This is a genomic window from Streptomyces scabiei 87.22 (genome assembly GCF_000091305.1).
GTDB lineage: Bacteria > Actinomycetota > Actinomycetes > Streptomycetales > Streptomycetaceae > Streptomyces > Streptomyces scabiei.
Window position 1 is genome coordinate 1,177,985 of sequence record NC_013929.1, and the last position, 13,423, is coordinate 1,191,407.

General features: G+C 73.1%; 10 protein-coding genes. 2 read left to right on the forward strand and 8 right to left on the reverse strand.

From position 1 onward, the window contains the following. Positions 1–2,292, forward strand: a complete 2,292-nt coding sequence (locus tag SCAB_RS04960; RefSeq protein ID WP_012998950.1) for a heavy metal translocating P-type ATPase — start codon at positions 1–3, stop codon at positions 2,290–2,292. A 96-nt stretch (positions 2,293–2,388) separates the two neighbouring features. On the opposite strand, the gene SCAB_RS04965 is transcribed toward SCAB_RS04960, so the two are convergent. The 5 genes from SCAB_RS04965 to gap form a co-directional block, all read right to left on the reverse strand. Then, a complete protein-coding gene (locus SCAB_RS04965; protein ID WP_012998951.1) occupies positions 2,389–2,916 on the reverse strand; it encodes a flavodoxin domain-containing protein in 528 nt (175 codons plus the stop codon). 59 nt (positions 2,917–2,975) lie between these two features. Continuing rightward, entirely contained in the window at positions 2,976–3,710 is a 735-nt protein-coding gene (locus tag SCAB_RS04970) for a CBS domain-containing protein (protein WP_012998952.1), read from the reverse strand. A 13-nt stretch (positions 3,711–3,723) separates the two neighbouring features. After that, entirely contained in the window at positions 3,724–6,417 is a 2,694-nt protein-coding gene (locus SCAB_RS04975; protein WP_041668897.1) for a bifunctional acetate--CoA ligase family protein/GNAT family N-acetyltransferase, read from the reverse strand. A gap of 213 nt (positions 6,418–6,630) precedes the next feature. Then, positions 6,631–9,042, reverse strand: a complete 2,412-nt coding sequence (locus tag SCAB_RS04980; RefSeq protein ID WP_041670391.1) for a glycoside hydrolase family 65 protein — start codon at positions 9,040–9,042, stop codon at positions 6,631–6,633. Between the two features lie 204 nt (positions 9,043–9,246). After that, positions 9,247–10,260 carry a type I glyceraldehyde-3-phosphate dehydrogenase gene (gene gap / locus SCAB_RS04985; RefSeq protein ID WP_012998955.1) on the reverse strand — a complete coding sequence of 338 codons (1,014 nt, stop codon included), beginning with the start codon at positions 10,258–10,260 and terminating at the stop codon, positions 9,247–9,249. Positions 10,261–10,506: 246 nt separating this feature from the next. On the opposite strand from gap, the gene SCAB_RS04990 reads away from it, so the two are divergent. Next, on the forward strand, positions 10,507–11,208 hold the full coding sequence (locus SCAB_RS04990; protein ID WP_012998956.1) for a CBS domain-containing protein: 702 nt from the start codon (positions 10,507–10,509) through the stop codon (positions 11,206–11,208). A gap of 136 nt (positions 11,209–11,344) precedes the next feature. On the opposite strand, the gene SCAB_RS47515 is transcribed toward SCAB_RS04990, so the two are convergent. From SCAB_RS47515 to SCAB_RS48270, 3 genes are read right to left on the reverse strand one after another with little or no spacing between them, the layout of a single operon-like run. Beyond that, positions 11,345–11,815, reverse strand: coding sequence for a universal stress protein (locus tag SCAB_RS47515; RefSeq protein WP_012998957.1), 471 nt, complete (start codon positions 11,813–11,815; stop codon positions 11,345–11,347). Then, on the reverse strand, positions 11,812–12,249 hold the full coding sequence (locus SCAB_RS48265) for a P-type ATPase (protein ID WP_199837892.1): 438 nt from the start codon (positions 12,247–12,249) through the stop codon (positions 11,812–11,814). Before SCAB_RS48265 ends, SCAB_RS47515 begins: the two co-directional genes overlap by 4 nt. After that, positions 12,246–13,256, reverse strand: a complete 1,011-nt coding sequence (locus SCAB_RS48270) for an Acg family FMN-binding oxidoreductase (protein WP_041668899.1) — start codon at positions 13,254–13,256, stop codon at positions 12,246–12,248. Before SCAB_RS48270 ends, SCAB_RS48265 begins: the two co-directional genes overlap by 4 nt. Positions 13,257–13,423: the final 167 nt, after the last annotated feature.

The window sequence follows — 13,423 nt, forward strand, 5'->3', positions numbered from 1 at the left end:
ATGCGTGTACGACTGGCACGGAGAACGGACGCGCTGCTGTTGGCGGTGACCACGGCGGCGCTGGTCGTCGGCGGGGTCGCCCGGCTCGCCGACGCGCCCGACGTGGCCGATCTGTGCTGGGCGGCCGGGACCGTGGCGGCGGTGGTCCCGTCGGTGGTCTGGATCCTGCGCGCCCTGCATCAGGGGCACGCGGGAGTCGACGTGATCGCCGTCCTTGCCCTGGGCGGCACGCTCGCCGTACGCGAGTACCTGGCCGGGGCTCTGATCGCGGTGATGCTCGCCACCGGCAGGGCGCTGGAGGCCGCGGCGCGACGGCGGGCGTCCCGCGATCTCAGCGCGTTGGTGCGGCACGCCCCACGGTCGGCGCGCCGCCGCACGGGGGTCGAGATACACACCGTCCCCCTGGCCGAGGTCGCGGTGGACGATCTGCTGGTGGTCGGGCCCGGCGAGGTCGTTCCGGTGAACGGCCGCGTCGTCGATCGCCTCGCCGTCCTGGACGAGTCGGTGCTCACCGGTGAGTCGCTGCCCGTCGAACACGGCCGGGGCGAACTGGTGCGCAGCGGCACAGTCAACGCGGGTACCGCCTTCGAACTGCGGGCCACCGCCACCGAGGAGGACAGCGCCTACGCCGAGATCGTCCGGCTCGCCCGGCAGGCCGGTGCCGAGACGGCCCCGGTGGTGCGTCTGGCCGACCGGTACGCCGCGTGGTTCGTCCCGCTGAGCCTGGTCGTGGCGGGTCTGGCCTGGCTGTTCGGCGGGTCGGCGACCTCCGCGGTCGCGGTGCTGGTGGTCGCCACGCCCTGCCCCCTGCTGCTCGCCGCTCCCGTGGCGATCGTCTCGGGCCTCTCACGGGCGGCCCGGCTGGGTGTCGTCGTCCGTGACGGCGGCGCCCTGGAGAGCCTGGGCCGGGCCCGGACGCTGGTCCTGGACAAGACGGGCACGCTCACGGCCGGGCGCCCTCGTGTGGTGGACGTCGCCGTGGCCCCGGGCTCCGATCCGGCGGAGGTGCTGCGCCGGGCCGCCTCCCTCGACCGGTACTCCCCGCACGTCCTGGCCCAGGCGCTCGTGGACGAGGCCCATCGACGCGGACTGGAGCTGTCCTTGCCGACGGACGTCCATGAGATGCCGGGACGCGGCACCACAGGCATCGTGGACGGCCTGCCGCTGTCCGTTGGCCGGATGCCCGTCGGGGCCGAGACCACCGCATGGGTCCGCGCGGTCGACAACCGGGCCGTGCTCGACGGCGCGACCGTGGTCTGGGTGGCCGACGACGGTGACGTGACCGGTGCCGCTCTGCTGCGTGATCCACTGCGCCGGGACGCGCCGAGGACACTGCGCCGGCTGCGTGCGGCCGGCATACGGCGCCTGACGATGCTCACCGGTGACCGCGCCGAACCCGCCCGCGAGGTCGCCACCGTTCTCGGTCTCGACGACGTGCGCACGGGGCAGTCCCCCGCCGACAAGGTCGCGGCGGTACGAGCCGAACGCTCCCGGGCCGTCACCGTGATGGTCGGCGACGGTGTCAACGACGCACCGGCACTCGCCGCCGCCGACGTCGGTGTCGCCATGGGGGCACGTGGCTCCGGCGCCTCCTCCGAAGCGGCCGACGTCGTGCTCACCACGGACCGCGTGGACCGGCTCGCCGACGCCATGGGGATCGCCGTACGCGCCCGCCGCATCGCCGTGCAGAGCGCGCTGGGCGGCATGGTCATGTCGCTGGCCGCGATGGTGGCGGCGGCCTTCGGGCTGCTCCCTCCGGCCGCGGGGGCCCTCCTCCAGGAAGGCATCGACGTGGCCGTCATCCTCAACGCCCTGCGCGCGCTCCTGCCCGACCGCAAGGACGTGCAGGTGCTCACGCCCACCGCGGAGCGGCTGGTCCACCGGTTCGCGGCCGAGCACGACGACCTGCGGGAGGTCGTGGAGGCCGTCCGTACGGCGGCCGACCGGCTCTCCGAGGCGCCCCCGGACGCGGCGCGGACATCCGTCGAGGAGGTGCACCGGCTGCTGACCGAACGGCTGCTGCCGCACGAGCACGCCGAGGAGCGCCGACTCTATCCGGCGCTCGCCGACTCGCTGGGCGGCCCCGAGTCCACAGCAACGATGAGCAGGGCCCACGCCGAGATCGACCGACTCGCCGGCCGTATCGCCACCCACCTCACCCTCACCGACGAGGACGGCCGGCTCCGCCCGGAGAACATCGACGACCTGCGGGCCTGCCTGTACGGGCTCTACGGCGTGCTGCGGCTGCATTTCGACCAGGAGGAGGAGAGCTACTTCTCGCTGGCACCGTGAGGTGTCCCGCGCGGCGACGCGGCCGCGGGAGCGGCCACGCACACGGTGCGGCGGGCGACCGATCGCCCGCCGCACCGCACCCGCGCACCTCCCGGTTCACCCGTTCCTCTGCTTTTCTGGTTCCTGCGACGCTCCCCGCAGTTCCCTCGCGATCCGGCCCGCCCACGCCTCGATCGCGGGAAAGTCCCGGAAGTCGCCTCCCTTGCCCGACTCCACGATGCGGTGGGCGATAAAGCCCTTCGCGCCCTTCTCCAGGCAGCCCCCGAACGTGACGTGCTCCCTGGCGTCGAACCGGATGACGGCCCTGCGGACGCCGGGAACGGGTGGGATGTCCCGCTCGGCGGCGGAGGCGTCGAGGGGACCGCTGCTGAACAACCACAGCGGGCGCAGGGGAAGTTCGCGACGGTGCCGACGCAGGAAGCGGCGGGCGTTCTTCTGCCAGCGCCCGGCGTAGACCCCGCCGCCGACCACGACGGCGTCGTACGGGAGCAGCGTGACGACGGATTCGGCGGGACTGGCCTCGGCGGTCAGTCCCTCCTTGATGAGGGTCTCGGCGATGGTCTCGGCGATCCGGGCGGTGGATCCGTTGGTCGTCCCGTAGGCGACCAGGACTTTGGCGGTCATGGTGGTACGCCTCCTTTCACGGCCTGCGCGTGCGGTTACGCCTGCGCGTGGCTGTCGGTTCACAGCCTGCGCAGCCAGTGGTCCGCGACGCCGTGCAGCGCCTGCCCGGCCGGCTCGACGTGCGCGTCGTCCAGTTTCCAGGTGAGTTTGTCGACCACGCCCACGACTCCGTCGACCTGGCGGGTCATGGAGACGGCGATCTCCGTCTCGCTCTTGCGTTCCGTCTGGCCGGAAAGTGTGACGACGCCCTGGGCCACGGTCACGTCGATGCTGTGCGGGGGCAGCCACAGGGCACCTTCCAGCACGTCCCTGGTCACGACGGAGCGGATCTCCTCGTCGGGCCGCAGGAAGACCTGGAGCAGGTCGCGGCGGCAGACGATGCCGACGAGGCGCTCCTCCTCGTCCACGACGGGCAGCCGCTCCACGCGGTGCCGGGCCATGGTCCGGGCGGCCTCGACGATGGTGTCGTCGGCGTGCACGGTGACAGGCGGCTCGGTCATCAGCCGGCCGGCGGTGCGGGCCTCTGCCTTGACCGCCTGCCGTCGTGCGGCGCGCGTCAGCACGGCGAAGGGGAAACGGTGCCTGGGCTGCCCGTACGGGTCGGGTGTCCTTGCCTGCCGGACCATCAGGTCGGTCTCGGAGATCACCCCGATGACCTTCTCGTCGTCGTCGATCACCGGCAGTCCGCTGATCCGGTGGCCGGCGAGCAGCCGCGCGACCTCCTTGAACGGGGTGTCGTACTCGGCACGGACGACGTCCGTCGTCATCACGGAGCCGACCTTGTCGTGCTTCATGTCCGATCCCTCCTCAGCGAAGGCGCCGCAGATACGGGTCCTGGGGCCTGCGGGGCAGCAGGCGTACGCGCGCGTCGAGCACGGAGACTCCGGCCGACGTGGCGAGAACGGGGTTGAAGTCGGCCTCGGTGAGCTGCGGCAGGTCGGCCGCCATCCGCGACAGCCCTTGCAGCAGCCGTTCCAGGCGTTCGAGGTCGACCGGTCCGCTGCCGCGCGCCCCGAACAGCAGCGGGGCGCAGCGCGGCGCGGTGATCAGGTCGTGGACGTCGAGGCCGGTGAGCGGGGCGAGCCGGGCCGCGTGGTCGCCGAGCACTTCGGTGGCGGTGCCGCCGAGCCCGAACAGCACGAGCGGACCGAAGACCTCGTCCTGGACGACGCCGGCGAAGAGTTCGGTGCCGCGCGGGGCGAGCGGCTGGACGACGACGCCGTCCAGCAGCGCCCCGAAGCGGGTCTCGAAATCGCGGAAGGCGGCGCGGACCTGCGAGTCGTTCTGCAGATCGAGGTGGACCGCGTGCTGTTCGGTCTTGTGCACGAGGCCCGGCCAGTGGGCCTTCATGACCACGCGGCCGTCGGGGCCGCGCAGCCGGTCGGCGGCGAGGACGGCGGCGTCCTCCGTCTCGGCCCAGGCCCATGGGATCTGGGGGATGCCGTAGCAGGTGAGGAGGTCGGCGCAGGTGCGCGGGTCGAGCCAGCCGCCGTCCGGGTTCGTGGCGAGGAACGCCTCGACGACGGCGCGGGCACGCCCGGTCTCGACGTCCTCCAGGTCCGGGACGGTTCCGGCGGGGCGGGCGAGCCAGGCGGCTCGGCGGGCGGCGTGGGTCAGAGCCCGTGCGGCGGCCTGGGGTTCGGCGTAGGACGGGACGGTGCCGCCCCCGTTGGCGGTCAGCAGCCGGACCGGCAGGTCCTGTTCGAGTCGCACCGCGGCGACCGGCTTCGTCCTGGGGCTCCCGGCGTCGGTGAGGGCCTTGACGAGGTCGTCGCCGGTCGCCTCGGCGACCGCCGTGGGGACGAGGGCCAGCAGTACGGCGTCGATACCGCCGTTGCTCAGCACCCGTTCCACACAGTCCTTGAGTTGTTCCTCCGTGACGGCGGCCGTGGCGTCGACGGGGTTGCCGACACTGGCGCCCCTGGGCAGCGCGGTGAGCAGGTCGTCGACCAGTTCGGGGGCGAGCGCCGGGAGGAGCAGTCCGGCCTCCACACAGGCATCGGCGGCCAGGACGCCCGCGCCACCCGCGTTGGTGAGGACGGCGACACGGAACCCCTTCGGCAGGGGCTGGGAATGCAGGAGGGCCGCGGTTTCGAGGAGCTCACCGACCGACCCCGTGGCGGTGACGCCGGCCTGGGTGAACAGTGCCCGGCGGGTCATGGTCGGGGTGGCGGCGGCGGCCGTGTGCGAGGCGGCGGCCCGGCGCCCCGCCTCGGTGCGGCCGGCGTCGACGGTGAGCACCGGCATACGGCGGGTCACCCGGCGCGCTGTGCGCGAGAACGCCCTGGGGTTGCCGAAGGACTCCAGGTGGAGCAGGGCGAGGTCGGTGCGGCCGTCGCTCTCCCACCACTGGAGCATGTCGTTGCCGCTGACGTCGTACTTGTCGCCGAGCGAGGCGAAGGACGACACACCGATACCGAGCCGGGACAGCCCGTCCAGCAGGGCGATACCCACCCCTCCGGACTGCACGGCGACACCGGCGGTGCCGGGGCTCGGATGGCCGACGGCGAAGGTCGCGTCCAGCCGGACGGCCGGGTCGGTGTGGGAGACGCCCAGGCAGTTGGGGCCGACAAGACGCATGCCGTGCGAGCGGCAGGCCGCCATCAGGGCCCGCGCCTGGTCACGGTCCAGGCCCGACGTGACCACCAGCAGGGCCCGGACGCCGGCGCTGCCGCACTCCTCGGCCGTGACCGGGACGGCGGCCGCGGGTACGGCGAGGACCGCGAGATCGGGGGTCTGGGGCAGGGCCGCGACGGAGGGGTGACACGGCACGCCGAGAAGGGAGGCGGCAGCGGGATTCACCGCGAACAGTCGTCCGGTGAAACCCCCGGTGTGCAGGTGGTGCAGGACGGCCCGCCCCACGGAACCCGGCTTGCGGCCGGCGCCTACCACGGCGACCGTACGGGGCCGCAGCAGCGGCACCAGACTTGCGACGTCGGCGGCCCGGCCGCGGGTCTCGACGGCCGTGAGATAGCCGTCGTCCTCGGCGAGACCGATGGTCCAGCGCACCTCGGGGCCGTCGAAGGTGCGGAACGTGCGCAGACCGAGGTCGGTGAAGAGCCGGAGCACCTCGTTGTTCTCGCTGAGCGTGTCGGCCGTGAACGTGGTGATCCCCTCCGCGCGGGCGGCCGACACGAGGTGCTCGATCAGCAGCGTGCCGACGCCCCGGTGGTGCAGTCCGTCGGCGACCGCGACGGAGATCTCGGCCGTGTCGTCGGTGTCACCGGCCTCGTACTCCGCGAGACCGATCACTTGGCCTTCGCGCTCCGCCAGCAGCGCGCGGTGTCCGGCGTGCGGCGGGGTGCAGGCCCGGTCCGCCGCCTGCTCGGCCGATCGCCGGCTCGCCGCGAAGAACCTCCGCCGCAGGTTCTCCGGGGACATCTCCTCGTAGAGTCCTTGCAACTGGTCGTGATCGCCTCGCTCCACGGCCCGGACGCGAACGGTCGTTCCGTCCGCGAGCAGGGCGTGGACAGGGGGGCGGCTGAGCAGGTCTTCCGTCATGGCAGGTCTCCTCGGGGCCGGTGACACTTCGAGCATCCGGCGGAACGGGCGGCGCTCGCATGGGCTGACCGGGGGCGGAGGGAGGGCCGGTCGGCCCTGATCGGACGAGCCTGACGGCCCCGTCACCAGTGGCAACGCGCAGGGCGGCGTCCCGGTAGGTGTGAGACGGCCCCCCGTCCGCCGACGAGCCCGGATCCGTACGTAGGCCCTGCCTCAGTCCGGGAGGGCCAGTGTGCGGGACTCCCCCGGCCGCAGGGTGAACATGCGGTCGGCGAGCGCGACGGTGATCGGGTCCCGGTCGGACTCGGGCACGGTGATGTGCAGCTGCCCGGCCCGGAGCCGCAGGCGTACGCCCCAGTGGCCGCGGTAGCGGATGGAGAACCCGTACGAGGACAGCTCCGGGATCGGCGCCGGGTCCAGCCGCAGCATGTCTTCCCGTGTCTCCAGCCCGGTCAGCCCGCGCTGGACGAGGTCGAGGGTGCCCGCCATGGCCCCCAGGTGGATGCCCTCGGCGGTGGTGCCGCCCTGCAGGTCGGCGATGTCCCCGGCGAGTGCTTCCTGGACGAAGGTCCACGCCTCCGCGCGCCGCGCCCTGGCCAGGACCCAGCCGTGCACGAGGGCACTGAGGGTGGAGCCGTGTGACGTACGGCCCAGGTAGTGGTCGACGGTCCGGCGCCAGCTCTCCTCGTCCAGGCGGTAGCCCAACCGGCTGAAGAGAGTGCGCAGTTCGGCGGGTGAGAAAAGATAGCCCAGCATCAGCGCGTCGGCCTGCTTGGACGCCTTGTAACGGTTGACGGTGTCGCCCTCGGCCTCCAGGATGCGGTCCAGCCGCCGGATGTCGCCGTACGTCGCCCGATACGTCGCCCAGTCGAGTTCGGCGAGTTCGCCGTACCCCTCGAACTGGCTGATGACACCGTCGTGGAACGGCACGTGGAGAGAGCGGGAGACGTCCTCCCACAGTTCGAGTTCGCCGCCGTCGAAGCCGGTGCGGTCGGCGAGTTCGCGGCGGCGCGGCCAGGGAAGCGTCTGAAGCAGTTCACAGGCGCGGGCGAGGACCCATGCGGCGGTGACGTTGGTGTAGGCGTTGTCGTCGAGGCCCGGCCGCTCGGCCCCGGGGTAGGCCTCGTGGTACTCGTCCGGTCCCACGACACCACGGACACGGTAGCGGCCGAGGCCCTCGTCCCAGGTGGCCGCGTCCGCCCAGAACCGGGCGATCTGCAGCAGTGTCTCGGCACCCTTGGTGTGCAGGAACTCGCCGTCGCCGGTGGCCTCGTAGTAGCGCCACACGTTGTAGGCGATCGCCGAGCCCACATGGTGCTGGAGGTGGGAGTGGTCGGGCAGCCAGCGCCCGGAGCGCGGGTTGAGGTGCAGCTGCTGGGTCTCCTCGCGGCCGTCGCTCGCGCTCTGCCACGGATACATCGCTCCCGTCCGCCCGACGTCCCCGGCCGCGGTCAGGGCGCGTGGCAGGCGGCGGTGACGGTAGGTCAGCAGCGCCCGGGAGACCTCGGGGAAGTGCAGGTTCAGATAGGGCAGGACGAACAGTTCGTCCCAGAAGACGTGTCCGCGGTAGGCCTCGCCGTGCAGTCCTCGCGCCGGGACGCCGACGTCGAGGTCCGCGGTGTGCGGGGAGAGCGTCTGCAGGACGTGGAACAGGTGCAGCCGCAGGACGCGGCCGGCCTCGCCGGGCACCTCCAGGTCGGCCCGGCGCCACAGCAGGTCCCACGCGGTGAGATGGGACTCCAGCAGCTCGTCGAAGCCGGGGGCGCGGCCGACGCGGTCGACGGCCGCCCGGAGCGGGTCGTCGATGGCGGGGTCGCGGGAGGTGAACAGGGCGATGGTCTTGTCCACGGTGACGGTACGGCCCGGGGTGAGGGCGAGGCGGAACCGCTGGACCGCCCGCCGCCCTTCGTGCCGGGCCTCGGGGCTCTCCCCGCCCGCGCCGAGCGTTCGTGACGCCATGCCGATACGGATGTCCGAGGCGCCGGTGCGGCAGCGCAGCCACACCGTGTCGGCGTCCGCGGAGCCGGTGTGGACGTGCACGAGGTGGCGGGCCTGCAGGTCCCGGTAGCGTGCCACTCCGGTGTTGCGCACCCGGCCGTCCAGGGCCGCCTCCACCTCCAGTTCGCCCGAGAAGTCCTCGGCGGTGAACTCCGTGCGCAGCGCCGCGAGATGGGGATCCCCCATGTGCACCAGCCGCACCTGCCGCACCCGCAGACGTCGGTGGGTACCAGCGGCTGCGGGGTCGCCCGCGCCGTCGTCCGCGGCCACGGCGTAGGTGGAGCGGCGCTCCAGCAGACCGGTCCGCGTGTCCAGACCGAGGCAATGGTCGAGCAGCCGGTGACGGTCCGGGGCCAGCCACTCCTCGCCGGTGAGGCGGAAGCGCAGCGGCAGCCAGTTGGGCAGGTTGACCATGTCCTCGTTCTCGACCCGGTGGCCCGCCACCTCCGAGGTGAGCCGGTCGTAGCAGCCTGCGGCGTAGGTGCCCGGATAGTGCACGGAGTCGGCGCCGCACTCGGGCAGCGCGCCGCGGGTCGCGAAGCAGCCGTTGCCGAGGGTGCACAGCGCCTCGCGCAGCCCCTCCTGCTCCGGGTCGTAACCTTCGTACTCCCAGATCCAGTCACGCATCCGGTCCTCCGGCACGTCGGGCGGCACGTCGGGCGGCACGTCGGGCGGCACGTCGGGCGGCACGTCGGGCTCCGCGAAGCCGCCTCGACGGCGGGGCCGCGCGGAGCCCATGAGCGTCCCGGTCGTCGTGTCGAGCCTAGGCCGGCCGGCCCCGGTACGACGCGGGTACGGCGGCAGACGGGGGATCATGCCTCCCGGGTGTCCTCAGTCGTCGGCGACCAGGGCGGTCAGGTCGAGGAGGCGGTTGGTGTAGCCCCACTCGTTGTCGTACCAGCCGAAGACCTTGGCGAGGGTGCCGTTGACCTGGGTGAGGCCCGGGTCGAAGACGCAGGACGACGGGTCCCCGATCACGTCGCGGGAGACGATGGGGGCGTTCGACACGCGCAGGATGCCGTGGAGCGGGCCGTCGGCGGCCGTCCGGAACGCGGCGTCGACCTCCTCCACCGTGGCCTCGCGCTCCAGCACCACGGCCAGGTCGGTCAGGGAGCCGTCCTCGACGGGCACCCGGACCGCGATCCCGTCCAGGGTGCCCGCCAGCTCCGGCATCACCAGGCCCACGGCACGGGCGGCGCCCGTGCTGGTCGGGATGATGCTCAGTGCCGCCGAGCGTGCGCGCCGCAGGTCCTTGTGCGGGCCGTCCAGGAGGGCCTGGTCGTTGGTGTAGCCGTGGATGGTGGTCATCACGCCGCGCTCGATGCCGAAGGCGTCGTCGAGGACCTTCACCATGGGGGCCACGCAGTTGGTGGTGCAGGAGGCGGCCGAGACGATCCGGTCGCGGTGCCGGTCGTAGGTGCCGTCGTTGACGCCCATGACGATGGTGGCGTCCACACCCTTGCCCGGCGCGGACAGCAGCACCGTGTGGGCTCCGGCCTTCAGGTGCAGGGCGGCGGACTCACGGTCGCGGAAGCGGCCGGTGGACTCCACGACGATGTCGGCGCCGTGATCGGACCAGCGCAGGGCGGCCGGATCGCGTTCGGCGGTGACCTCGATGCGCCGGCCGTCGACGGTGATCGAGCTGTCGTCGTGGAGGACCTCGCGTCCGATGCGCCCGAACGTCGAGTCGTACTCCAGCAGGTGTGCGAGCGTGGCCGGCGAGGTGATGTCGTTGATCGCGACCACCTCGACGCCCCGGGTTCCTGCCTCGGCGCGGTCGAGGGCCGCGCGCAGGTAGGTGCGGCCGATACGGCCGAAGCCGTTGATGCCGACGCGAACGGTCATGGCGGTGTGCTCCTTCAGGAATCGGGAACGGCGGCTGGTGCGAGTGAGGACCGGCGACGGCGACGGTCACCCCGGCCTCGCGGTCGGCCTCCCCGATTGCAGCGTCGCGGCAGTGGCCTCGCCGGGAGCAGGGGCCGCAGGTCCCCGCGCAGGGCCGACCGGCCCATGGAGTGGCGGCCGGCGGAAGGGGAGAGTGGGTGGGAAGGCAAGCGGAGAGACACGAGCGTCCTTTGGGAGGCGAGACCCATGCGGCACCGGATGGTGAGCGACCTCATGACCACGTCGGTCGTCCGCGTACGACCCGACACCGGTTTCAAGGAGATCGCCAAGCTGCTCGCCGAGTACGACATCACGGCCGTACCGGTGGTGGACGACGACGACCGCCCCGTGGGCGTCGTCTCCGAGGCGGACCTGCTGCGCAAGGAGGCCGCGCAGCTGGACCCGGCCGGTCTTCTGCCGGTACTGCATCCGAAACCCGCCGCCCGTGCGAAGGCGGAGGCGGCGACGGCAGAGGGGCTGATGAACAGTCCCGCCGTGACCGCTCAACCGCAGTGGACGGTCGTCGAGGCCGCCCAGGTCATGGAACGGCACCGCGTCAAGCGACTGCCGGTCGTCGACGAGGCCGGACGGCTGGTCGGGCTGATCAGCCGGGCCGATCTGCTCCGTGTCTTCCTGCGGGGCGACCGCGCCATCCGCGAGGAGATCAACGGCGAGGTCCTCCTGCGCACCCTGGGCATCGCCCCCGACACCGTCGTCGTGCGGGTGGTCGACGGACGGGTCACACTGCGCGGCACCGTGGAGCGCAAGTCGCTGGCCCCGGTCGTGGTGCGGCTGTGCGGCGGCGTCGACGGAGTGGTCGACGTCTCCGCCGAACTGGACCACCGCGTCGACGACACGCCTGCGGGCGCGGAACAGGGCACGTCACGCCGCTCCCAACTGGCGAGCTGAGCGGTCCCCGGGGACACGGCTCCCGTGTCCCCGGGGAAGCCGTAGGACGCGCCCTCCGCCTCGTCGACGGTCGCCGGGCCGCTCTCCCTGAGGACCTGAGGAGTGGGGCCCTATGGCCCTACCGCGGCGGGACCGGTCACCGTTCCATGGAGGCTGCCCCTGCCAAGACCCGAGCCCCCGACCGCCCCGCGGCCGCGAAGGCGTACTCGATGAGGTCGTCACACGGACGGGCGGTGTCCAGTCCGAGGACCACGTCCCGGTAAGGGGTCCGCGGTATCTCCTCCGGTGAGATGCCGTCCGGGGCCGGGAGGTGTTCGTCACCGAGGCCCTGACGTGCCCGGACGAGCACCACGGGCCGCGCCGACCTCGCGATCAGGCGCTGGGAGACCGAGCCGACGACGAAGCCCGTGACCGCGCCCAGTCCACGCGAGCCGAGCACCGGCAGTTCCGCCTTGAGACGGGCGTCGTTGCACAGGGCGAAGGGCAGCACCGCGTCGCGGAGCCTCTCGGAGGGCCCCTCGACACCCCGGACGGCACCTTCCCCGCCACAGCCCTCGCCCGTGACGTCGTACAGCCTTCCATCGGCCCACAGGCTTCGTACGGTCATCTCGTTGAGGGTGAGCGTTGCCGGTCTTGTCGCTGCACACGACCGTGGCCGCGCCGGAGCGACTCCACCGAGGCGAGCCGCTTGACGATGGCGCCGCGGCGGGCCATCCGGTGCACGCCCAGGGCCAGCGTCAGAGCCAGGACGGCGGGCAGCCCCTCGGGAATCGCGGCGACGGCCAGGGCCACCGCCCGCAGCGCGATGTCCGACAGGGTCTCGCCCCGCACCAGTGCGACGAGCGCGTACGCCCCGACCGCCACGCCGCTCAGCAGCGCGAGCCGTCGGCCGAGGCTGTCCAGCCGGACCTGGAGCGGGCTGGGCGGCTCGGCGCCGGTGCGGAGCGCGACGAGGGGCGTCGCCGGGGTGCGAGCCGAGCTGGTGTCACCTGGTTGTCCCGTGCGGCAAGCCGCGCAGGACCGGCCGGGCGGGCCCGTCAGGTGATGTCGAGGACGTCCCGGACGGGGCGGCGGGGCGTGGCCGGGCCGTGCGGCCCGTAGCCGAGACGCAGCACCATCTGGACGTACCCCCGCCCGGAGACCGGGTCGCGGACCAGGGTGCGCAGGTCGTCGTTCTCCAGCGGGTGGGAGGTCAGCGCGCCGGCCAGTCCGGCTGTCGTGGCCTCCAGCAGGACGTGCTCCAGCGCCTGCCCCGCGCGCAGCCAGTCGAGGAGCGCGTCTCCGCGGGTGTACAGCAGGGCCAGATGGGGGCTGCTCTCGAAGGCGGTGCTGCCGCGGCCGGCCACCGGCCGTCGCCCGGCGAAGTCCCGCGCCGGTGCCTTACCGCCCCGTCGGCGCGGTCCGAACGCGTACTCGGGTACGCCGTCGGTGGCGACGTCGGCCTCGGGTCCGAGCCGGGTCCAGCGTTCCAGGTCCTCCCTGCCTCCGGGGTCCAGCGTGTCGCGGCTCTCGGCGTCACGGACCAGCTCCATGACCGTGTCGAGGTGCCAGGCACCGGGGAAGGCCAGCTCGGCCGCCTCCCTGGCGGCGGCCACCCGAAGCCGCGACCGTACGTCCTCGGGAACGTCCCGGTCGTCGAAGGGGTAGCGGCTGGTGTGCCGTCGGTGGATGGCCGGGTACAGCCGTGCCAGCTCCTGCTCGTCGGCTGTCGGCTCCCCGACGTCCGCCGGGCGTGCGGCGGCCAGATGGACGGCGGCGAGCAACCGCGGATCGCCCGGGTCGGGCAGCAGCCGGACCAGCGGGGACAGGCCGGCGTGCGCGGCGGCCACGCGGAGGTTGAACAGCGCCGCCCCGCAGCCGATGTGCAGCGCGCGGTGGGTCGGGTCGGTCCGGCGCATGGCCCGGCCGAGGTCCGCGCGCAGCAGCAGGACGCGTTCGTCGGTCACGAAGTGGAAGCGCCAGGGCTGCGCGTTGTGCATGGACGGCGCGGCCGTGGCGTCGGAGACGAGATCGGTCACCGTCTTCGTGTCCAGCTCTCGCGTGGTCATCGCAACCTCCCGACGGGACATCCGGTATCCGCTCACGAAAAGCCTGCCCATGAAAAGTCTGCGACGGTGCCGCCGACACCGCGAGGGACCATCCGGCCCTCCCCCGGGCCGAAGGCCCCTCGCGCGATCGCACGGCGACGCGATGCAATGGAGCCACGGACAGAAGG

Bases quoted from the DNA above. Each gene is read 5' to 3' on its own strand.
- SCAB_RS04980 (WP_041670391.1), bottom strand. From the start codon at position 9,042: ATGCGTGACTGGATCTGGGAGTACGAAGGTTACGACCCGGAGCAGGAG.
- SCAB_RS04990 (WP_012998956.1), top strand. From the start codon at position 10,507: ATGCGGCACCGGATGGTGAGCGACCTCATGACCACGTCGGTCGTCCGC.
- SCAB_RS48270 (WP_041668899.1), bottom strand. From the start codon at position 13,256: ATGACCACGCGAGAGCTGGACACGAAGACGGTGACCGATCTCGTCTCC.
- SCAB_RS47515 (WP_012998957.1), bottom strand. From the start codon at position 11,815: ATGACCGTACGAAGCCTGTGGGCCGATGGAAGGCTGTACGACGTCACG.
- SCAB_RS04970 (WP_012998952.1), bottom strand. From the start codon at position 3,710: ATGAAGCACGACAAGGTCGGCTCCGTGATGACGACGGACGTCGTCCGT.
- gap (WP_012998955.1), bottom strand. From the start codon at position 10,260: ATGACCGTTCGCGTCGGCATCAACGGCTTCGGCCGTATCGGCCGCACC.
- SCAB_RS04965 (WP_012998951.1), bottom strand. From the start codon at position 2,916: ATGACCGCCAAAGTCCTGGTCGCCTACGGGACGACCAACGGATCCACC.
- SCAB_RS04975 (WP_041668897.1), bottom strand. From the start codon at position 6,417: ATGACGGAAGACCTGCTCAGCCGCCCCCCTGTCCACGCCCTGCTCGCG.
- SCAB_RS04960 (WP_012998950.1), top strand. From the start codon at position 1: ATGCGTGTACGACTGGCACGGAGAACGGACGCGCTGCTGTTGGCGGTG.